Origin of the sequence: Planococcus donghaensis, from assembly GCF_001687665.2 — a bacterium.
GTDB lineage: Bacteria > Bacillota > Bacilli > Bacillales_A > Planococcaceae > Planococcus > Planococcus donghaensis.
The window spans coordinates 3,012,752-3,034,602 of the sequence record NZ_CP016543.2 but is presented as its reverse complement, the minus strand read 5'-3'; the positions used below and the strand labels follow the sequence as shown (position 1 = coordinate 3,034,602).

Genomic DNA, 21,851 nt, shown 5'->3' with positions numbered 1-21,851 from the left:
GCCGAAACGTATGAATGGGAGAGTGGGCAGGATGAACAAACAAAAGAAAAAAACAAAAGGAGATTGGTTCAAAACAGTTTGGCGATGGCATTTTTATGCAGGAATAGTATTTGCCCCTATTTTTATCAGTTTAGCTATAAGTGGTGGAATTTATCTATTTAAACCTCAAATCGAAGCAACTCTTTATCAGGACTTATATGAAATCCCTTCACAAAAAACAGAGCGACCAGAACCTAGTGTATTAATCGATACAGTGACGGCTAGTATGGATGATGCTGTGGTGACCTCGATTCGCCAGTTTGATGAAACAAATCGAACTACGGAAATTCGTGTAATAGATGAAGACGTGGCAAAAACAGTATATGTTAATCCATATGATGCCACTGTTATTGGAGAAATGAACAACAATGACTTGATTATGAATCAAGTAGTGAAACTACATAGTGAATTATTAGTTGGGGGAGTAGCAGCAAACTTGTTGGTTGAACTTGCAGCAGGATGGGCTATTGTCTTAATGATCACCGGACTGTATGTCTGGTGGCCAAGAGGAAAGCCTTCGATTTGGGGAACTGTGTTGCCACGTTTTCGCCAAAAAGGAAGAATGTTCTGGCGTGATATGCACGGCGTTACAGCTTTTTGGTTATCAGGTGCAATTATCGTTATTTTGTTGTCCGGTCTTGCTTGGTCTACTGTTTCAGGTGACATTATTAACAAAGTGGCGACATCAACAAATACAGGAAATGAACCTTTAAGTACGGCTTATGGCGAGAAACCAATAACTTCGATCACAACAGAAGATATTGCTACAGATGTCCCTTGGGCAACTCAAAATTTGAGTGTTCCTTCAACTGATATGAATGGTTTTGTGGCACTGTCAATTGACGAGATCAATGCGATCGCACTTCAAGAGAACATTGCAAAACCGTATACCATCTCGCTTCCTGCAGACGACACTGGTGTCTTCACAATCACTTCGTCAAATGGGCAAGTATTAGATGAAGCAACTCTTCACATTGACCCGTATACAGGTTTTAAATTGAGCGATACAAGGTTTAAGGATTATGGTATTTTAGCGCAAGCGATGACTGCGGGTATTTCTTTTCACGAAGGACGATTGTTCGGTGTAGCCAACCAAATTATTGGAACGCTTGTGTGTTTAGGCATCATCTTGATCGTTATTAGTTCTTTTATTATGTGGCGTAAACGCAAGCCTTCCGGCGCATCGGGTGCCCCGTCAAAAGTAGACAATCCTAAAGTAACACGGATTGTTTGGGGAATTATGATTGTACTGGGTATTTTAATGCCACTAGTTGGGGTTAGTTTGGTCGTAGTATTTATCTTTGATAAATTTATTTTGCCGTTCATACCGAAACTAAAAGAATGGTTGTAGAGAAAGGAGGAATCGTGATGAAAAAGAAACTTCAACTAATCGTCTTTCTAACGCTTTTGTTATCAGGGTGCACATATGCCGATACGATGTTAAAACCACCGGAACTAGTGTGGAATGTGCCAGAGAATATTGAGGTAGATCAAAACGTAGACATCGACATTTCTCTACAAAGTGAAGCGACGGAAAAATTACAAGCAGTGTCATTTGTTTTGCAAAAGCAAGGAGACCAAGAAATGAAAAATATTCCTTTTAGTCAAGACGAAGAGGGAAATGTTAAAATCCAAACCAAGTTTGCCGAGGATGGGATCTATAATTTGTATTCAACAATGCAAACAACTGATCAAACGATAAAACCGATTCGACAAATTGTGGTGGGTGAAATGGCAGAAACCAATGACGAGAAAGGGGAATCGGAAGAGTCCAAATCAAGTAGTCATCATTAACTAGAGAAGAAAGCCCGGTTATGGCGCAAAACCAAAACCGGGCTTTCTTTTCATAAGTACGAAAAGAGAAATGATTCCGAGCAGTTGACATCAAAAAAATTACGTGATAATATTATCTTGAATTAAAGATAAATGAATTAAAGGAAAATAGTTAACAATCATTAACTGAGTTTCAAAAAATATCAGTTAAATTTTTTTAACTTTTTATCTCGAATTCGAGATAAAATTAAACCGAAGAGGAGAATAACCCATGAACGAATTAAAAGGAATCCACCACGTAACCGCGATAACCAGCTCAGCTGAAAAAAACTATGAATTTTTCACCTATGTATTAGGGATGCGTTTAGTGAAAAAAACGGTCAACCAAGACGATATCCAAACCTATCACTTGTTCTTCGCGGATGATAAAGGATCTGCAGGAACGGACATGACATTTTTTGACTTCCCGAACATCCCGAAAGGATCGCACGGCACGAACGAAATTTACAAAACGGCATTCCGCGTGCCAACTGATGCAGCGCTCGATTACTGGATCAAACGCTTTGATCAATACAAGGTGGCCCATAAAGGCATTCAAGAAGTATTTGGCAAGAAAAGCATTTCGTTCGTTGACTTTGACGATCAGCAATACATGCTGATTTCTGATGAAACAAACAAAGGCGTGGCATCGGGTACACCATGGCAAAACGGTCCGGTACCACTAGAATTCGCGATTACTGGACTGGGCCCTGTTCATATCCGCATCGCTGATATTGAGGCATTCAAAGAAGTATTGGAAAAAGCGATGTTGATGCGTCAAATCGCTAAAGAAGGTTCATTCTATTTGTTTGAAATCGGTGAAGGAGGCAACGGCGCGCAAGTGATTGTCGAGCACAACAAATTATTGCCACAAGGTCGTCAAGGCTTTGGAACCGTTCACCACGCAGCATTCCGTGTAGCCGATCGAAACGTCTTAGAAGAATGGATCACCCGCATGCAAAACCACGGTTTCCATACGTCAGGCTATGTCGACCGCTTCTTTTTTGAATCGTTATACGTACGTGTGGCACCTGGTATCTTGTTTGAATGGGCAACAGACGGTCCCGGATTCTTAGGCGACGAGCCATACGAGACAGTGGGAGAAAAATTATCGTTACCTCCATTCTTAGAAACCAAACGCGAGAAAATCGAGGAATTGGTTCGCCCAATTGATACCGTACGAAGCACTCGGACGTTTGAAAAAGAATATTTATAAACAGATCTAGTAAATTAAGCAAAATCACATTTGAGGAGGAAATAACCATGACAAACTTAAACATCGGCATTATTTTAGGATCAACACGTGAAGGGCGCTTAAGCCCGCAAGTAGGAAACTGGGTAAAAGAGTTAGCAGACCAACGCGGAGACGCGAACTATACCGTCATCGACATCGCAGATTATAAATTACCGCTACTTGGTGAAAATGGAGTAGACGCATCAGGTGCGGCAGCATGGTCTGAAGCCATCGCCAAACAAGACGGCTTTGTCTTTATCACACAAGAATACAATCACTCGATTACCGGTTCATTGAAAAACGCATTGGATTACCTGCGTGCAGAATGGAACAACAAAGCAGCGGGGATTGTTTCGTACGGCTCAGTAGGCGGCGCACGTGCAGCGGAACACTTACGGGGTATTTTAGGTGAATTGTCTGTCGCGGATGTTCGGGTTCACCCAGCTCTGTCGCTATTCACCGACTTTGAAAACGGCGCAGAACTAAAAGCAGCGCCGGTTCAAGTAGACTCTGTAAACCAAATGTTAGATCAAGTCATTCCGTGGTCAACCGCATTGAAAACAATTCGATAAGCTGTTTTCTGTAAAACTAAAACAAGGCAAGACGCTGTTACATAGCGTCTTGCCTTGTTTTTACGTGGACTGATTTTTTGAGAAAGGGTTAAATCACTTTCACCGGAGTAACTCCGGTCATCAAAAGTTTGGTGAAATGAGCAACGGGCAATGGTCTGCTGAAAAGGAAGCCTTGGATTTCATCACAACCTAGGTCTTGTAACAAGGCTAGTTGTTCTTCCGTTTCCACACCTTCTGCAATAACGGACATATCCAAACTATGCGCGATGAAAATTATAGCTTCGACTAATGACTTGTCTCGTGGATTTGTCGCCATGTCTTGAACAAAAGGTTGGGCAATTTTTAAGTTGTTGAGTGGAAAGCGCTTCAAGTAACTTAGCGACGAATAGCCGGTACCGAAATCATCGATCGCGATTTGAACGCCGATTTCTCGTAATGTTTGCATCCGGGATATGGCTTTTTCAGCATCGTCTAGTACGACACTTTCTGTGATTTCTAATTCTAAAGAGGAGGCTTTGAACCCCGTTGTTTTCAGAACTTTTTGGATAGTTGTTATTAAATCATCATGCATAAATTGCAAAGAAGATAAGTTGACTGCTAGCTTTAAATGGGAATTTCCATCATCATGCCATTTTTTAGCTTGTTGGCACGCTGTATAAAGCACCCATTCACCTATTGGCAGGATTAATCGAGTTTCCTCTGCTAACGGGATAAATTCTCCTGGCGAAACAATGCTGCCATCATTTTTTTGCCAGCGGATTAAAGCTTCCATGCCAATAATTTCCCCTGTTTTAGCCAGGATTTGCGGTTGGTAGTGCAAAGTGAATTCTTTATTGATAACGGCGCGGTTTAAATCGCCTTCAAGTGCTGTTTTTCGTGCAGCGACAAAGGCCATATCTTTAGAGAAAAATTGATAATTGTTTCTGCCTTTTTCTTTTGCGCTGTACATGGCATTATCAGCATTTTTCAGCAATTCGTCAGTAGTATCCCCATCTTTTGGATAAACTGAAATACCAATACTCATGGAGATGTATAACTCTTGGTTTTTAATAATCAAAGGTTTTTCGAGTGCTTTTTGAAGCTTATGGATCATGGGAGCAATATCTTTTTCTGCTTTAATATTGTTCAAAAGAAGCGTGAATTCATCGCCGCCTTGCCGGGACAGTGTATCGCTAGAACGCAAGTTATCTAGTATTCGTTGCGAAAATGCTTGAAGCAGTAAATCGCCAAATTCGTGACCAAACGTGTCATTGATGTTTTTAAAACGGTCTAAGTCGATAAACACAACTGCCAGTTTATGCGATTTCTGCTTCGCGTTAGCAATAGCGTCTTCTAATTTTTCAAGAAATAAGCGTCTATTTGGCAAGCCGCTCAAAACATCATGGTAAGCCATATGTTTCATTTGTTGGACTGTTTCTTTTAGTTGGCTGTTACTCGAAGTGACTTCCGCTGTTCGTTGTTCAATTTTGTGTTCAAGAACTGAAGTTAGTTGATTGTATTTGGATAATAACCGCCGGTTGTCACCCAATGTGAAAATTTGTCTAGTTAATATGAGGAATGCGGCTATGCCGGCCCCAATGATCAAGCCTTGCATGTCTTCTTTTTGTTCAATTGTCATCGCGATGAACAAAATCATCAAACTAAAATAAGGAAGTAAAATACGAATCGATATGCGTTCATCATTTGGTGCTAGCGCTAATTTTGAACTGCGTTTCGCTGATGGTTCTAAAGCATGCAACCCGGCAAGTGCCACTAGTAGTAAGCTAAGCGCCCACAGCGGATCGTATAAATTGCCCGAACTGTAAGTATCCGACAATGTGGAATAGAGATGAGCCGTATCCGCGAAAACTTGAAAGATTAATCCAATAATGATTAATGTGGCAACTCGGTGCGGTAACGGGTGAGAAAACCCAATATAAAGACTAATTACGCCAAACATTAACAGTAAATCCCCGATTGGATAGGCGAGTGATACAACAATGAGTAGTGGTGATGCCGATTGACCTGGAAGAACATGTTGAATAAGAAAATGCCAGCTAAGAGCCGTCGATACCGTGATCAGAATCATCATATCGAAAAGAAATTTAATCTGATAAGAAATTTCTTCTCTTTGTTTTAGCTGATAAACAAAAGCAGCTAAGTAGAAAACGATTTGCAGAAAATAAAAGAGATCAGGCGGTCCAGGATAGCCCATTACTACATTGAAAACCGTATAACTAATTGTCGAAATGCTTTCAGCGATAATGTAACTCAAACTCCCGAGCGAAAGTAGCAACCAAAACGTGCGGTTTCTGCCGCTCGTTTTTCGGTACACGTAAAAGAGAATGGTAAAAGCGACAAGAGGCGCTAGCCAGGAAAGAAATTGATTGGCTACTTTGTAAATTTCGTTGCTAGTATCGCTGAACAAAATCCACGAATAGTAGGTAGCGATATAAAGTAAGATAAAAATGAAAAAGCGATTTTTAGTGCTGGAAAACAAAATGTATGTCACCTCATCTAAGGAAATAGAAAATTTTTAGGATTATCAAAATTCTTTTTTATGGAGTTTTTCTTTATTATAAAGATTTTTTAATAATAAAGAAATAGCTATATTACATATAATCCCATTTTTTTACAAATATTTATCTTTATCTTTGAAGAGATAGAAACTAAATAAGTTAAGGGTTAGTAGAAGGGAGAAAAAAAGGGAAGAAAGCTAGAAGTGGGCAAAAAAATCTTTTAAAAAAGACAAAAAACCGGAATCTGTGAAACCCAGATTCCGGTTTTAGCATTTTGTATAGAAGAATTTTGAGAAAGTTAGTTAACCAATTTCGTCGAAATCTCGCCATGAACGAGCAACTCTGTAAATTGTTCGGCAGACAACGGTTTGCTATAAAGATAACCTTGTATTTCATCACAACCAAGTTCTTTTAGTAAGGATAGTTGCTCGTCTGTTTCTACACCTTCTGCAATGACCGACATATTTAAATTATGAGCGATAAACACCATTGCTTCAACCAGCGCTTTATCGTATGGATTGGTTGCCATGTCCTGTACAAAAGGTTGAGCGATTTTCAAATTGTTGAGTGGGAAGCGTTTCAAATAGTTGAGTGAAGAATACCCGGTTCCAAAATCATCGATCGCAATTCGGACGCCGATTTTTCTCAATTCGCGCATCCGGGTTAACGCTGTTTCCGCATCTTCTACAGCAACGCCTTCTGTTATTTCTAACTCTAGTGAAGAGGCAGGAAAACCGGTTTTACGAAGCGTGAATTCCACCACATCCATCAAATCATCGTGTATAAACTGGAGGGGAGATAAATTGACAGCAAGCTTTAAATGGGAATGTCCTGCATCATGCCATTTTTTTGCTTGCTCACATGCGGTATAAAGAACCCATTCGCCAATCGGCAGGATCAACCGAGTTTCTTCTGCTAACGGGATAAATTCTCCAGGAGATACTACATCTCCACCGACAGTTTGCCAACGGATTAATGCTTCCATCCCAATAATATCACCAGTTTCAACTTGAATTTGTGGTTGGTAATAAAGCATAAATTCTTTGTTGGTGATAGCGCGACGCATGTCATTCTCAAGCGCGATTTTTCGAGAAGCAATCAAGGCCATGTCATCTGAGAAAAACTGAAAGTTGTTTTTGCCTTTTGCTTTTGCACTATACATGGCACTGTCGGCGTGTTTCAAGAGCTCTCCTGAAGTCTCTCCGTCTTTCGGATAAACGGCGATGCCAATGCTCATCGAGATATGCAATTCTTGTCCATTGATCATCATGGGCTTTGCTAGAGCAGTTTGTAGACGTTGAATGAGCGGCGAAATATCGTGCTCATCATAAATGTTATTGAGAATGATTGTGAATTCGTCTCCGCCTTGTCGCGAAATCACATCGTCTGAGCGCAGATTTTCTTTTATTTTTTCGGAAAAACCTTGCAACAACAAATCACCAAATTCATGTCCGAAAGAATCGTTAACGTTTTTAAAACGATCTAAATCGATAAACACGACCGCAACTTTTTCTGAATGTTGCTTCGCATCTCGTATCGAGTCTTCGAGTTTTTCTAAAAACAATCTTCTATTAGGCAAACCACTTAAAACATCGTAATAGGCCAGTTCTTCCATTTTTTGAATCACTTTTTCTAGTTGTTGGTTTTTGTTTGTTACCTCGGCTGTTCTGTTTTCAATTTTGTGCTCAAGCACTGAAGTTAGGTGGTCATAATTATACATGAGCTTTTGGTTGTCCAATAAAGTGAAAATCTGTCTAACAATGATTAAGCCAATAGAAAGACCAGCTCCAGCGATTAAACCATGTATGTCTTTGTTTTGTTCAAACGCAATAACGATAAAAAGTAAAATGATCGTGGAATAAGGAAGCAACATTTGAAATGTAATTCGCTCTTTCGGTGGTTCAGGTAGAACAGCGGGAATAAATGTTTTTGTAGGTGTAAGTGACAGTAAAGCTGCTAGAGCCATTAACAGTAAAGCAAGAGACCATAATGGATTAGTTAAATTATTTTCTACATAGCTAGACTCCGCTATTGAGAAAAGATAAGCAGTATCTGCGAATACTTGGAGCAACAAACTCATAATGATTAATGTCAGAACACTGCGCGCAAAAAATTGAGCAGTCCCTAGATAAAAGCCAATAGCTCCAAGCAATAAAAGTAAATCGCTCACTGGATAACCTACTGAAATAGCGAGTAATAGGGGCGTTAACTCATCTGATGAAAACAACGGTCGAACGAGAAAATGCCAACTAAGGGCTGTAAATACGGTGACAATAATGGCCACATCGCAAAAAAACTTAATTTGGTAAGCATTTTCTTTTTTTCGCCAAAGCTGATAAATAAATGCCGTTATGTAAAAGAAGATTTGAAGAAAGTAAAACAAATCAGACCATTCTGGGGAGATGACTGGAATTTGAGCGATGCTGTAGTTATACAGCCAAATGACTTCTGCGATCGCATAGTTAAAACACCCCAAAGCAATCAATAACCAAAAATAGCGATCTCGACTATTCGGGTTCAAATAAACAAATGAAATTGTTATTGTAGCCACTACAGGAGCTGACAAGGAAAGCAGATTAAGCCCTAATTCATGGTAGCTGCTAAAGCTTCCAAAAATAGTCCACGAATAATAAACAATCATATATACGCCAATATAGAGTAAGAAAACGTTCTTGATATTAGAAAAAGTGATACGCTTCACCTCTTTTTAGGAAATAGGATAATTACAAAGATTTTCAATTTAATGAATTTATCTGGTATAACCTTAGTATAAAGAGGTTTTTAAAATAAAGAAACATAAAGATACAGATAATGTAATTTAAAAGTAAAAAAAGAATTACTATTGACTGGTTTAGATGAAGTCTAATTACCTACTTTTAAGTGTGAGTTAGTAGAGAATAGAAAAAGGGCGTCTTTTCTCAGAGGGATTCCTGAGAAAGACGATCTTTTTGTGATAGATAGTGAAAGAGCTTGCAGTTTTCTACATAAAAAACAAACTTACATAACCCCAACGGTTTCTGTTGGAATATCGGTGATAAACATATGACCAGGAGCGTGAGTAATCATAAAGGGTGGCTTAACATGCGCGGAGATTGCTTGCGGCGTAACACCACATGCCCAAAATACCGGAACTTCCCCTTCCTTAATCGTCACACGGTCTCCGTAATCAGGTTTGTCCAAATCGGTAATGCCGATCGTTGCAGGGTGGCCAATATGGAGCGGTGCCCCGTGAACGGTCGGGAAACGGCTAGTTACTTGGACAGCACGCACAATGTCTTGTTCAGCAATAGGGCGCATACTGACAACAGTGGGGCCTTCGAATATGCCAGCTTTGACAGTTGGAATCGAAGTTTTGTACATTGGTACATTTACCCCTTCGTCGTTATGGCGCATTGAGATGCCATTTCTGACTAGGGCTTCTTCGAACGTAAAACTGCACCCGATAAGAAAGGCCACCATATCGTTAGTCCAAAGTTCTGTAATGTCGCTAAGCGTTTCCGTCAGTTTACCATCGCGGTAAACGTTATATAGTGGAATGTCACTTCTGAGGTCTGCTGTGGGTGCAGCTTGGACAGGTGTAAATGATCCAGCTTCCGTAACATCTATTAACGGACAAGACTTCGGATTTCGTTGGCAAAACAGCAGAAAATCAAATGCCATGTCTTTCGGAAGAATAACAAGGTTTGCTTGCAAAAAGCCGTTCGCCATCCCAGCAGTAGGGCTTTTCAACTTGCCCTCTCGAATCTTCTGGCGGATTTCTTCTGGTATGGAATTTTGCAAGTTGAACATCTGATCTTCTCCCATCTTAAAATAGTAAGTGTCATCATTCGGGCTTATTGCAATAGTAATTTTTTAAATATAGTGACATTTTATCATTCTTCATCAAATTCAGCATTGTAGACAAAATCGAAAGTTAATTGGTAAGAATTTCATGTTAATATATAGATCATTGAAAAGTTCAATAAAGTAACTTAGGATAAAAATTAAATTCTAAAAAAGTAAGGTGAGTAAAAATGAAGAAAAACATACACGTAGTTGGAGCAGTCATCACAGACGGTCATAAAATTTTATGTGCACAGCGTGGAATGGAAAAAAGCTTGCCCGGGCTTTGGGAATTTCCTGGCGGCAAAATAGAAGAAACGGAAACACCGCAATCGGCATTGCAAAGAGAGATTCAAGAAGAAATGCATTGTCACGTAGAGATCGGGGAGCAAGTCGAGCATACTGTTTATGAATACGACTTTGGCATTGTCCATTTGACGACTTTTTATTGTCGCTTAGTTAAAGGGACCCCTGTGTTAACAGAACACATTGCGATTGAATGGATAGAAGCGCATGACTTAGAGAAATTAGAATGGGCCCCTGCTGATATCCCAGCAATCAAGAAGTTGAAAAAGACATATCAAGCGCAGCAATAACAGAGTTAGATGAGAGAAACGAGGGGTAGAGATGAATTTTCTGCAGAATTTAGAGGAATCACTATACAAAGGTTTTATCGATCAAGCAAAACCAAGCGGTGAACGTTTCAAGCCGACTTTGCTGATCAATAATACAAAAACGAATGAAACAGTGCTGAACTCGATTACTGAGGAGTTAGATAGCTGCCAATCGTTTCTCTTTTCTGTTGCTTTTGTGACGGAAAGCGGGCTGGCCACGTTAAAAACCCACTTATCGGATCTTGAACGAAAAGGAATTAAAGGCAGAATTTTAACTTCGACTTTTTTAAACTTTAACCAGCCGAAAGTCTTTAAAGAACTTTTAAAAATCAATAACATAGAAGTTCGTTTGTCGAGCATGAAAGGATTTCACTCGAAAGGTTATATATTTTCTCATGAAACACACCAAACTTTAATTGTCGGGAGCTCTAATTTAACGGCACAAGCGTTAAAAGTGAATTATGAGTGGAACGTCAAACTAAGTTCGCACGAAAACGGCGAATTGGTTTCTCATTTCTATCGACAATTCGAAGAAGTTTGGGACAATGCACAAGCGCTATCAGAACAATGGATTGAAAAGTATGAACAGTCTTATGTGCCAATGGAATACCGCAAAGAGTTAAAAAACGTTGCAGAATTCCCTGAAATTTATACGGAAAATCCATTAGAAGTTGCAGTTAAAATTGAACCGAATAAAATGCAAAAAGCAGCACTGCAAGAAATACAAGCAGTGCGTGAAGCAGGAAACGATAAAGGCTTAGTAATTTCAGCGACGGGTACGGGAAAAACCTATTTATCCGCATTTGACGTGCGGAGTGTTGCGCCAAGGCGCATGTTGTTTATCGTGCACCGCGAACAAATTCTTCAAAAAGCGAAATCTGACTTTATTCGAATATTGGGTGGCGTGGAAAGCGACTTTGGGATTCTTTCAGGGAATTTAAGAGAAACTCAAGCGCGCTATTTGTTTGCGACGATTCAAACGATCTCAAAGGAAGAAACGCTCAAGCAACTCGATCCACAAGCTTTTGATTATATTTTAATTGATGAAGTACATAAAGCAGGGGCGAAATCCTATCAAAAAGTGATTGCGCATTTTCAACCTCAATTTTTAATGGGCATGACGGCAACGCCTGAACGGACCGATGATTTTAATATATATGAGCTATTCGACTATAACGTAGCGTATGAGATTCGTTTGCAAGAAGCGTTAGAAGAAGACATGCTTTGTCCGTTTCATTATTTTGGAGTAACCGATGTGGAGTACGAAGAGGGTGTCATTGATGAAGCAACGGCTTTTTCAAAGCTTATCACATCAGAACGTGTCGACCACATTATGCAAAAAATTCAATATTACGGTCACTCGGGCGAAAAAGTAAGAGGGCTGATGTTTTGCAGTCGAAAAGATGAAGCAATCAAGCTTTCCGAAGAATTGAATCGACGCGGATTAAAGACAGTCGCATTAACGGGTCAAAATTCGCAAGAAGAGCGCGTGTTGCAAGTCGATCGATTGGAAAATGGTGTGTTGGATTATATTTTAACGGTCGACATTTTCAATGAAGGAATTGATATTCCAAGTGTGAACCAAGTCGTCATGTTAAGACAAACACAGTCGAGCATTATTTTTATTCAACAACTTGGACGTGGGTTGCGTAAACATGGCTCTAAAGAATTTGTGACAATCATTGATTTTATTGGGAATTATAAAAATAACTACCTGATTCCCGTCGCCTTGTCTGGAGAGCGCTCGCAAAACAAAGACAATATTCGTCGTCGCATGAAAGATACGAGTTATATTAAAGGAATTTCTACGGTGAATTTTGAAGAGATCGCTAAAAACCGTGTATTCTCAGCGATTAAAAAGAGCAATTTAAGTGATATGAAAATTTTGCGAGAAGCGTATATCGAATTAAAAAATAGAATTGGTCATATTCCGCAACTTCAAGATTTTATCCATCATAATTCAATCGATCCATTAGTCATTGTTCAGAAGTACACGACGTATCATCAGTTTTTACTGAAACTGAAAGAAGCGGATCCACTTGTAACGGTCTACGAGGAGCAAGTTTTGACGATGCTTTCGCTAGAGATTTTAAATGGCAAACGACTGCATGAAATATTGTTGCTAGAGTTGTTATTGGAAAAAGAGCAAACTACGATAGAAGCGTACATCGAGTACGTATCAGCTCATAACTGTACGGTTGATGCGGCAACCTTAACTTCTGTGCAACGCGTTCTGGATTTGCGTTTTTTCAATCAAGGTCCGCGGAAAAAGTATGGAGATAAACCACTTGTGGTGTTTGGAGAAACTAGAATTCACTTTAATGAAAATATTAAAGAAAGCTTAAGAAAAAATGCGAACTTTAAAGCCATGATGATTGATGTAGTTGTAAGCGCAAAAGAGCTCAGTAAAAACTATGAATGCGACCGTCCATTAACCCTTTACAAAAAGTACACACGAAAAGACGCTTGTCGACTACTGAATTGGTCGAGTGATGAAAGTTCAACCATTTACGGATACAAAACCAAGCATGGATCGTGTCCGATTTTCGTTACGTATCATAAAGCGGACGAAGTTGAATCGAGTGTAGCGTACACAGAAGGCTTTGTCAGTCCAGAAATTTTCAAATGGTCCACAAGAAGCAATCGTACACTTGAATCTGCAGAAGTGAAAACCATTATTGATGCAGCTAAAAACAATATTGACCTTCACTTGTTCATCAAAAAAGATGACGATGAAGGTGGCGATTTTTATTATTTAGGTCAAGCGTTGCCAGATAAAGAAAACATTGAGCAAGCGTTAATGAAAGACAAAAATTCAAAAGAAATTCCAGTCGTTCATATGCATTTAGCTTTGCAAAACGCGGTAAATAGCAAGTTATATCATTATATTGCGAGCGAAGAATGATTTGTAGATAAAACAAGTATCCATTTCTTAGCTCTTTCTCTATTTCTATTGTAAGGGTTCGAAACTTACGTTAGAGGAGGAAGAAGCAATGAAAGAATACTATGTAAAGAAAATCCAACACCCACAAGATGGCGAGCTTTATCAATTTCTTGAGTTGGATACTGAAACAGGGCAGGAACAAATTGTCGATCCGTTTGAATCGGGCATGCTACATTTGCACGAACCCCGAGAAGAAGTGCCTGAGTTGTTTTTCATCACCTCAAAACGCGGAGCAGATGCAACAGGGTTTTACCGAGAGGATAAATTTGTTGTGCAACGAGGTGCCAAGTTTGCAGCAACAATTTCGCCGAAATGTCCAAAAAAGTATGTAAAGCTACGTGAGAACTTAGTACTCGATAAATTGCTTGTACCGTTTCAGCACCAATTGTTGTTGATGGAAGATACCGAGTTTGATTCGCCGATGATGGCCATGGGTGCAGTAATTGGTGGTTGGGTAAGGGGTTCACACGATTGGAAAGCAGCTAGTAATAAATAAAGTGAAAAAAAGCGGAAAAGCTCATATGAGTTTTTCCGCTTTTTTTCTTTTTTGAAAATGTTATCTGAGTTGCAATGTAGTTAGTGAACCTATGCAGAAGTAAATCTGTAGTCTTCGCTAACTGAAGCTACATGTAAGAAAGAAAACCATAACTTATTAAAAATTTCTCGACAGACTATCTATTTTTTACATGGGAGCCTAGAAAATCTTATAACTTCACAATCGTTCTTCCTAAATGCTGCCCGTTTTTAATCGCATCAATGGTGTGGGTTAGTTCACTCAGTGCAATTTCGTTTACTAATGTAGTTTGTGTGATGTTCCAATCGTTGGCCATTTTGTCCCAAATTGCGCCTCGGTTTTCGATCGGCACGTTGACGGAATCGATTCCGAGTAAGTTTACACCACGTAAAATAAACGGTAAGACGGTCGTCGTGATTTGGAGTCCGCCGGCGTTTCCGCACATGCTCATGCTGCCACCATATGAAATTTGTGGGATCAAGACAGAAGCAACATCTCCACCAACCGTATCTAATACATAATCAAACCGTGTTTTGTTTAATGGCTTTTTCAATTCACCTAAATCATCTGCAAAAATGACATTTGTTGCGCCGAGTGATTTTGCAACTTCTTCTTGATGTTCTTTTCGTACTAATGCGGAAATGTTCGTAAAGCCCATTTTGGATAAAATCTGCAATGCGATACTGCCGACACCACCTGTTGAACCAGTTACTAAAATTTCAGGGTCTTTCGCAAGGTCCATGCCGTTTTGCTCTAATGCATGAATAGAAAGGGCGGCTGTAAATCCAGCTGTTCCAAAAACCATTGCGTCTTTTAAGCTTAAGTTTTTAGGCAACGGAACAATCCATTCTGCAGGAACACGTGCATATTCCGAAAATCCACCTGTATGACTCATGCCCATGTCAAATCCTGTGACAATCACTTCTTGTCCTTCGGTAAACCGAGCGTCTGTTGAAGAAACCACCGTACCGCTCAAATCGATGCCAGGAATCATCGGATAATTGCGGATAACGCCTGTATTTTTCTGTACAGCTAGCATATCTTTGTAGTTAATCGAGGAATAAGCGACTTTAATCAACACATCACCTTCAGAAAGTTGATCGATATTGACCTCTTCTACCCCATAAATAATTTGGTCTTCTTGTTCTTTCACGCGAATGGCATTAAATGAATTCAAATTGATTGCCCCTTTCAGTATGTTTGAATACAAAATAGTTCTGCGACAAAACTATTTTCATACAAAACCTAACATGTTAAGATAGAAAATGTCAATATGGAGGAGATTTTATGGATATTAACCAATGTATCAACTACTTATTAAGTGTTAGTCAAAATAAGGTGTTTAAATACTTTAGCGGACTTTTAGAAGAACATAATTTAACGCCAGCTCAATATGGCGTATTGAATTGTTTGTGGAGTGAAGGTGAATTGTCTCCAAAGCAAATTGGCGGAATGATGCATTTAGAAGCTTCCACGGTTTCTGGAATTTTGGATAAGATGCAAAAAGCTGGATTTATCGAACGGTCGATTGATCCTGAAAATCGACGCAATATTTTAGTTGTTCCGACGCCAAAAGCAATAGCCATTCAAAAAGATGTAGAAGCAACGACAGAGAGGTTAAACCAAACGGTTCTTCAAGACTTATCAAATAGTGACCAAAAGAAGTTAAAAGAATTATTGAGTACGATTATACAATCAGACTTTAATTAACGATTAGAAAGCCGCAGAATCAGTAGATTTTGCGGCTTTATTTGGTTTGGCGTAGTTTTCTTTTCAAGTTTAATTGTTTTTTCTTTTTCTTTTCAGAGACAGGTGGTTTTGGTGCGGGATTAAATGGATCGTCATACAATCCGGTATAGCGCTGGTACCAGCTAAATAGATGGCTAAAAATGACCTTGATAACCGCGTATGCGGGAATGCCGAGAATGACTCCGACAACGCCAAACAGATTTCCTGCAGTCAAAAGAACAGCAATAATGGTGATTGGGTGAATTTGCAAATTACTGCCGAGAATAAGCGGCTGAAAAACACGGCCTTCCAATGTTTGTTCGATAAAGAACACCACAAGCACTTTGACCAACATAATCGGCGAATGGACCACGATGGCGATAATAACGATAGGGATAAAAGCGATAAAAGAGCCTAAAAAAGGGATTAAGTTTAACAACCCCGCCATAATGCCGAGGGTTAACGCGTATTTCAGACCAATGATGCTAAAGCCGATCCAAAACATTAAGCCTACAAAAAATGCCACGAGTAATTGTCCGCGAATATACTGGCTAATTTGTAGATTCATCTCGCGCAGCAACAAATAGCTATGTTCACGCATTTTTGACGGAACAAGTTTCATAACATGATAAGGCAAGTGATGACCGTCTTTTAGTAAATAGAATAGGATAAAAGGTGTTGTGATTAAAGCCAGTAAAGTGGTGGAGAGTACACCAAAAAAACTGCCGAGTCCAGTAACAGTCGAACCAACGACGTTTTCCGTTTGGCCGGTGATTGACGTAGACAGTGGCTCTGTACCTCCCATCAATTGTGTTTGCAAGCGTGACAGCAAATCATTTTGGAAAAAATTATCGATTCGTGAGATAAACGTATTCAAATAGTCTTGCCAATTATCGATCAAGCTCATCAATTGTTCTCGAATAATCGGGATTAGCGTCGCAATGCCCCATGCCAATAACCCAGCAATTATGATAAAGACAATCGAGATGCTGACGGTTCGTGGGATATTTTTGGTCTCCATCCAGTCAATGAGCGGATTCAACAAATAGTATAAAATACCGGCCATAATCAGCGGCACTCCCATGACGTCAAAAAAGGCGATAAATGGCTGGAAAACAAAGCTGACCTTAGGTAAGAGCCACAAATTCAGCAAAACGAGTAAAACAATAATCAGTACAGATACCGCTTTGTTGTTTAGTACCCATTTAACAAACCAAGAAGCAGCTTGGCTTAACGTCCGTTTATTTTTCTCATGCTCCACCGTCCACACCTCTTTCTGCTCAAGCTGTTTTACACCCTCCAATACGTCTATAATTTATTAACTATAAAATACCCGTATCCGAATGTTTTCACACCAGCAGACCCGTTTTACTTCCTCTAAGAAACGGAAGAAAAACGGTTTTGCTAAACTATTTGTTATCCACATGTGGATAAGAGTGAAAGTATAACGGAACGACAAAGTTATCCCCGTTTTAATGTGAAACCATCCACATATTCAATGGAATGGTGGGTAAATAGAGGTTCTTTTGAATATCGCATGTCGATTGGGGATAACCTTCTTTTTGAAGCGGAACTTTTACCCCTTTTCTTCGTAGAATAGAAAAAGGTGTTGGAGGTGTGGTAAATGGAAATCGTCTTTTTCCTATGGTTTGTCATTATTATTGGTTTCGCTTTTTTGAGAATGTTTTTGAAAAAACGTTTTGGCATTGATCAAGAAGAACAAGCAGGGATTCCAGTGAAGAAGTTTGAACGGTGGAATAATTGGCTAATGATCTTGGCGATAATTGTTTTAGCGGTAAACATGCAAGATTCATTAGAATTATTCTTTTTTTGGATATTTGTGATTTTCTTTGTAGGAAATGCCACGCAAATTTCTTTAGAGTGGAAGTATTTGAAAGGTTCACGAAAATATCAAGTGTCTCTCATTAACTCAGTGCTTAGTGGACTCGCAATTATTATTTTTATCACAGTTGCCATAACTCAAATGAATTGATTTATTATCTAAAAAAGGCATTCCTTTAGGGAAATGCCTTTTTCACAATGTGGAATAAGTTTATCCCCTCTTATAATTCATCGGAATCAGATACTTTTACTAGTTAAAAATAGTAAGTAATCTCTGTATTTGAAGAAGCGTTTGCTCGATGCCCGCCCCACGATAAGCTTCGAAAAATACGATCATTCAAGACCTATTCGTTATAGTTATTTATCTAATACAACCGATCCGTCATACATTTTGCTGTGTAACTTGGCTAATTTAGCTGCCATCACTTCTGGAGAATCCTTATAATCTTGTTTGATCCAATAGAGAAAGAACCCTAATGTTCCGTAAGTCATGAATGAATTGAGTGTTGGAATTTCCAAATCGCTTTCTTCTTCGAGACGCAGTTCGGTTGCGGCTACTTGTGCAAGGGCTTCACAAAACTGGTTTTGCGAGCCAGGAAGTATTTCTCCTGTGATAATCAATGTGAAAATCGATTGGTGCTGATAAATGTATTCAAAAATCGGCAGTTGCCGCTGAACGTCTGTCGAAGAAAAACGCTCTAACCCTTGGAAGCTTTTTCGGAAATAGTCAGCAAGGCCACTCAAGTAATCTTCAACGATAGCCGCAAGCAATTCGTTCAAGTCCTTATAATGTGAATAAAACGTCACGCGATTACACCCAGCTTGCTTTGCAACTTCTGTAATGGTCAGTTGTGACAGTTCTTTTTCAGTTAATAGCTGTAGTAAAGCATTTTTTAGCATTTTTTGAGTTCGAAGAATACGGCGATCTTCTGTGCTAGGCATCTCGTTTTCCTCCTAATGTGTCTTGAAAATGGACAGAATTCTATAGTAAGTATGACATTAACTTTTCGATATGAACAAGTAGATGATGTCTTCAATAGCCTATAAGTATCGCGTAAGATAGGAGGGTTCAATCAGAAATAGTTCGTCAACGATGGTGGATGAACAAGTTAGTAAAAAGGTAAAGCCGTTACGTTGATTTCCGCGTAGCTGCTTTTTTGTTTAGATATAGCACAAGTATTGGCCCAAGAATTGGAATCCAAGCAAGCGACTTACGTTTGGCTTGTGGGTAAAAATGATAAACGGTGTAAACAGATAATCCCCATAACACAAACCAGTCGATCGTCATAACCGAAACAAGACCTGACGAAAAGAACGCCTCTTGATAAGCGGCGAGCGAAAATCCTTGCAACAACGTTAATGCATTGCCGACCCAAAACAGCATAAAAACAATAAGCCAAAACCGTGAACTGAGAAACCGAACGAGCCATGCAGGAGTTCTGAGTCTTCTATCTGCCTTTCGATTGCCGAACGCAAAATAAGGAAGAAGTCCAAAAGCACCAATGCCAAAAGACAACAAGGCAAAAGGCCACGCCGGCCATTTTTGACGGTCATTTAGCAACAGCAATGTGAGAAACATCATCGGAAACAAGCCGAGTGAATTAAAGACGGCAAGTACGAGTGGATCAATTGCACCGAGGTCGCCGCTAAAAATGTTCGACAAAATCGGATCTGTTTCGCCGCCGGGTGCCAAAAAAACAGCATAGCCAATTAACAGCAGCCAAATAATAAAAAACACCATGGTGTTCACTCCTTTTATCACTTATTTCATTACACTATAAGTTCCCTAATGAAGAAATTGGCAAACGGGAAAATGATTCATCCAAAGTTTAGAGGGAAACAAGTTTCGCATGTAGAATTATTTGATTTAAAGGAGTGTATCTATGGAGACTGTTGCATGGATTGGATTGCTCATCATTGCGATCGTGTATTTTCTTTTCGCAAATTTATATTTGAAGAAAAAGCGTGGAATAAAAAGAGATTCGAAAAGTATTTTTCACGAAGACAAAAATCGCTATGTAATAATGTTGCAAGGAGTTATCTTCGTAAGATTTGTTTACGCGTTGCTGTATATATTTGTAGAGCTAGATTTTACAGAGCTTTCTTTAGCTACCCGTATCAGTCCGCTAGGTCTCTTGATTCTCCAAACATTTGTTGCGGGGCTTGAAGAGTGGGTATTGTACAGAGATAAAAAGCGATATTGGTATGAATGGTCCGAAACGATAGTGGTGGGATTAGTACTTGGATTACTATTTTTAACAGGAGGCTGAAAATCATGTATGAATTGACGAAAAAACGTGCCAAAGCGTTGTTGATCGATTCGGCGATTGCTACTACTGTATCATTTTCGTTAGAACCGCTATTGAAAAAGAAAATAAAAAGTCCATTTTTCCATGCAATGGTTTCTCCGCATTTAGTGTTCTGGGGACTTGAGTATGCACAGCTCCGAATGAACGGTCAAACAGCTGGTCAGAAAATGATGGGCATTGCCTTAAAAGATGAATCTGGTGGAGAGCTGAGCTCAGAGCAAATTCTAAAACACATTGTCTACCGAGATACGATAGGCCTTCTCATGTATGCAAAAGACCGTAGCCGCTACGATAAGTACAAAGGTGAAAAATACCCGAATGACCTTTACGCACATACTGTGGTTAAAAAAGTAGATTAAAAACTTTCCCTCCTTTAGAAAAGGAGGGATTTTTTATGGTTTATAAAAAGTATAGTGATATACAAAACTATTCTTTAACGCTACAATATCCAAGGTGCCAATCACCCTGAAAATTTTTGAAGAGATGAAATATAGGAAGAGAAGCAATTCAAAAAGTGCAGCACCGTATATCAAAACTGATATAGAGGTTTTAAAAGAATAGATAAGTAAGTTGTTGGAGGATTAGAATGAAGAAACAAATAGAAATAAACAATACCGAAAAAGCTGGGTGGTTATTGTTGATCGGTATTGTGTTGATTGGGGCCAATTTACGGGTTCCTATTACGTCAGTGGGCACACTTATGTCGTTTATCCGAGAAGATTTAGACATTAGCAATGCGGTTGCAGGATTGGTTACGACATTACCTTTGATCGCTTTTGCTGTACTTTCTCCATTTGCGCCAAAAATCGCAAATCGAATTGGTATGCAATGGACCATTGCCTTATCCATGGTAGTACTGATTATCGGGATTGCCATACGATCTGTAACAGGAATCGGTTTCTTGTTTATAGGAACACTTTTGATCGGTTTGGCCATTTCCATTGGCAATGTCTTGATTCCAGGGATTATCAAAATGAATTTTCCTTATCGAATTGGGGTTATGACGGGTATATATGCTGTTTTCATGAATATTTTCGGTGCTTTAGGTTCTGGTTTAAGCGTACCAATTTCAGGTATCGGTAACATGGGCTGGCAAGGCGCACTTGGCATTTGGGGCTTACTTGCCATTGTTGCCTTTGTTGTTTGGCTTCCACAGTTGCGCAAACAACAAAGGGCACCATCAAAAGCAACGATCAAACCAAAACAAAAAACCAAGTTATGGCGTTCACCGCTCGCTTGGAGTGTCACGCTTTTCATGGGTGGACAATCTTTAGTCTTTTATACGTTAATCGCTTGGATGCCGGATATATTGAGTACGATCGGATACGATGCACGTTCTGCCGGCTGGATGGTCTTTTTAATGCAAACGGCCATCATTCCGACCACCTTTGTGGTGCCAGTTATTGCTGAAAAGCTAAAAAGCCAAGTAGGTCTCGCTGTCGGAACGGCGCTGTTGTTTACAACTGGGTTTTTAGGGTTGCTTTCTGGCAGTATGTTGCTTGTCCCATTATGGGCAATCTTGCTCGGAGTTGCCGGAGGAAGTGGATTTAGTCTTTCAATGGTGTTCTTTACATTAAGAACGAAAGATGGAAGAGAAGCAGTGGAGCTGTCAGGAATGGCTCAATCATTTGGATATATGTTAGCGGCTATTGGACCTGTTTTTGCAGGTGTTCTTTACGACATAGGTGGGGGCTGGACATTGCCGCTGTTATTCTTACTGTTTGTCTCTCTTATCATTTTGCTTGCAGGTATTGTGTCCGGTAAAGAAGGAACAATATCAGAACGAGCTAAAAAAAGTAAAAAAGAATTGGCAGACAGCATTTAACTGAAGCATAAGCTTTTATCATTCGACTTTCCGGTCATAAGGAAAGTCTTATTTTATGGGGAAAATGAAGTTACATTCTTCTACAATTTTCTTTCCAA

The 21,851-nt window shown here is 39.5% G+C and carries 19 protein-coding genes; 12 read left to right on the top strand and 7 right to left on the bottom strand.

The features are described from left to right. Positions 1–31 precede the first annotated feature (31 nt). From BCM40_RS14925 to BCM40_RS14910, 4 genes are all read left to right on the top strand, one after another. A complete protein-coding gene (locus BCM40_RS14925; RefSeq protein ID WP_065525182.1) occupies positions 32–1,390 on the top strand; it encodes a PepSY-associated TM helix domain-containing protein in 1,359 nt (452 codons plus the stop codon). A gap of 17 nt (positions 1,391–1,407) precedes the next feature. Next, the gene (locus tag BCM40_RS14920) at positions 1,408–1,833 is read left to right on the top strand and encodes a hypothetical protein (protein ID WP_065525183.1); all 426 of its coding nucleotides are present in this window, start codon (positions 1,408–1,410) and stop codon (positions 1,831–1,833) included. A gap of 250 nt (positions 1,834–2,083) precedes the next feature. Next, entirely contained in the window at positions 2,084–3,067 is a 984-nt protein-coding gene (locus tag BCM40_RS14915; RefSeq protein WP_065525184.1) for a ring-cleaving dioxygenase, read from the top strand. A gap of 47 nt (positions 3,068–3,114) precedes the next feature. Further along, positions 3,115–3,657, top strand: a complete 543-nt coding sequence (locus BCM40_RS14910; protein ID WP_065525185.1) for an NADPH-dependent FMN reductase — start codon at positions 3,115–3,117, stop codon at positions 3,655–3,657. Between the two features lie 88 nt (positions 3,658–3,745). On the opposite strand, the gene BCM40_RS14905 is transcribed toward BCM40_RS14910, so the two are convergent. The 3 genes from BCM40_RS14905 to BCM40_RS14895 form a co-directional block, all read right to left on the bottom strand. Then, positions 3,746–6,136 carry a putative bifunctional diguanylate cyclase/phosphodiesterase gene (locus BCM40_RS14905; RefSeq protein ID WP_065525186.1) on the bottom strand — a complete coding sequence of 797 codons (2,391 nt, stop codon included), beginning with the start codon at positions 6,134–6,136 and terminating at the stop codon, positions 3,746–3,748. A gap of 317 nt (positions 6,137–6,453) precedes the next feature. Further along, the gene (locus BCM40_RS14900) at positions 6,454–8,706 is read right to left on the bottom strand and encodes a putative bifunctional diguanylate cyclase/phosphodiesterase (RefSeq protein ID WP_337590158.1); all 2,253 of its coding nucleotides are present in this window, start codon (positions 8,704–8,706) and stop codon (positions 6,454–6,456) included. Between the two features lie 446 nt (positions 8,707–9,152). Continuing rightward, positions 9,153–9,944, bottom strand: coding sequence for a putative hydro-lyase (locus tag BCM40_RS14895; RefSeq protein WP_065525187.1), 792 nt, complete (start codon positions 9,942–9,944; stop codon positions 9,153–9,155). 224 nt (positions 9,945–10,168) lie between these two features. Here BCM40_RS14895 and BCM40_RS14890 point away from each other — a divergent pair, with 224 nt between their 5' ends. The 3 genes from BCM40_RS14890 (at position 10,169) to BCM40_RS14880 (ending at position 14,031) form a co-directional block, all read left to right on the top strand. Then, positions 10,169–10,573 carry a (deoxy)nucleoside triphosphate pyrophosphohydrolase gene (locus tag BCM40_RS14890; RefSeq protein WP_065525188.1) on the top strand — a complete coding sequence of 135 codons (405 nt, stop codon included), beginning with the start codon at positions 10,169–10,171 and terminating at the stop codon, positions 10,571–10,573. A 31-nt stretch (positions 10,574–10,604) separates the two neighbouring features. Next, complete coding sequence (locus BCM40_RS14885; protein ID WP_065525189.1) at positions 10,605–13,496, top strand: DEAD/DEAH box helicase; 2,892 nt, start codon at positions 10,605–10,607, stop codon at positions 13,494–13,496. 88 nt (positions 13,497–13,584) lie between these two features. Continuing rightward, the gene (locus BCM40_RS14880) at positions 13,585–14,031 is read left to right on the top strand and encodes a DUF4357 domain-containing protein (RefSeq protein WP_065525190.1); all 447 of its coding nucleotides are present in this window, start codon (positions 13,585–13,587) and stop codon (positions 14,029–14,031) included. 208 nt (positions 14,032–14,239) lie between these two features. Here the strand turns inward: BCM40_RS14880 and BCM40_RS14875 are convergent, their stop codons facing one another. Continuing rightward, positions 14,240–15,226 carry a YhdH/YhfP family quinone oxidoreductase gene (locus BCM40_RS14875; protein ID WP_065525191.1) on the bottom strand — a complete coding sequence of 329 codons (987 nt, stop codon included), beginning with the start codon at positions 15,224–15,226 and terminating at the stop codon, positions 14,240–14,242. A gap of 110 nt (positions 15,227–15,336) precedes the next feature. Here BCM40_RS14875 and BCM40_RS14870 point away from each other — a divergent pair, with 110 nt between their 5' ends. Further along, positions 15,337–15,759, top strand: coding sequence for a MarR family winged helix-turn-helix transcriptional regulator (locus BCM40_RS14870; protein WP_065525192.1), 423 nt, complete (start codon positions 15,337–15,339; stop codon positions 15,757–15,759). 37 nt (positions 15,760–15,796) lie between these two features. On the opposite strand, the gene BCM40_RS14865 is transcribed toward BCM40_RS14870, so the two are convergent. Further along, complete coding sequence (locus BCM40_RS14865; protein WP_065525193.1) at positions 15,797–17,038, bottom strand: AI-2E family transporter; 1,242 nt, start codon at positions 17,036–17,038, stop codon at positions 15,797–15,799. Between the two features lie 363 nt (positions 17,039–17,401). Here BCM40_RS14865 and BCM40_RS14860 point away from each other — a divergent pair, with 363 nt between their 5' ends. After that, positions 17,402–17,770: a DUF4181 domain-containing protein gene (locus tag BCM40_RS14860; protein WP_065525194.1), complete on the top strand. Its 369-nt coding sequence runs from the start codon at positions 17,402–17,404 to the stop codon at positions 17,768–17,770. A gap of 206 nt (positions 17,771–17,976) precedes the next feature. Here BCM40_RS14860 and BCM40_RS14855 read toward each other — a convergent pair whose 3' ends face one another. Next, a complete protein-coding gene (locus tag BCM40_RS14855) occupies positions 17,977–18,561 on the bottom strand; it encodes a TetR/AcrR family transcriptional regulator (RefSeq protein ID WP_065525195.1) in 585 nt (194 codons plus the stop codon). Between the two features lie 187 nt (positions 18,562–18,748). Continuing rightward, positions 18,749–19,360, bottom strand: coding sequence for a hypothetical protein (locus BCM40_RS14850; RefSeq protein ID WP_065525196.1), 612 nt, complete (start codon positions 19,358–19,360; stop codon positions 18,749–18,751). A gap of 142 nt (positions 19,361–19,502) precedes the next feature. On the opposite strand from BCM40_RS14850, the gene BCM40_RS14845 reads away from it, so the two are divergent. The 3 genes from BCM40_RS14845 (at position 19,503) to BCM40_RS14835 (ending at position 21,753) form a co-directional block, all read left to right on the top strand. Next, complete coding sequence (locus BCM40_RS14845; RefSeq protein WP_065525197.1) at positions 19,503–19,889, top strand: DUF4181 domain-containing protein; 387 nt, start codon at positions 19,503–19,505, stop codon at positions 19,887–19,889. Between the two features lie 5 nt (positions 19,890–19,894). Continuing rightward, positions 19,895–20,287, top strand: coding sequence for an RDD family protein (locus tag BCM40_RS14840; protein WP_065525198.1), 393 nt, complete (start codon positions 19,895–19,897; stop codon positions 20,285–20,287). A gap of 227 nt (positions 20,288–20,514) precedes the next feature. Next, the gene (locus BCM40_RS14835) at positions 20,515–21,753 is read left to right on the top strand and encodes a CynX/NimT family MFS transporter (protein WP_065525199.1); all 1,239 of its coding nucleotides are present in this window, start codon (positions 20,515–20,517) and stop codon (positions 21,751–21,753) included. Positions 21,754–21,851: the final 98 nt, after the last annotated feature.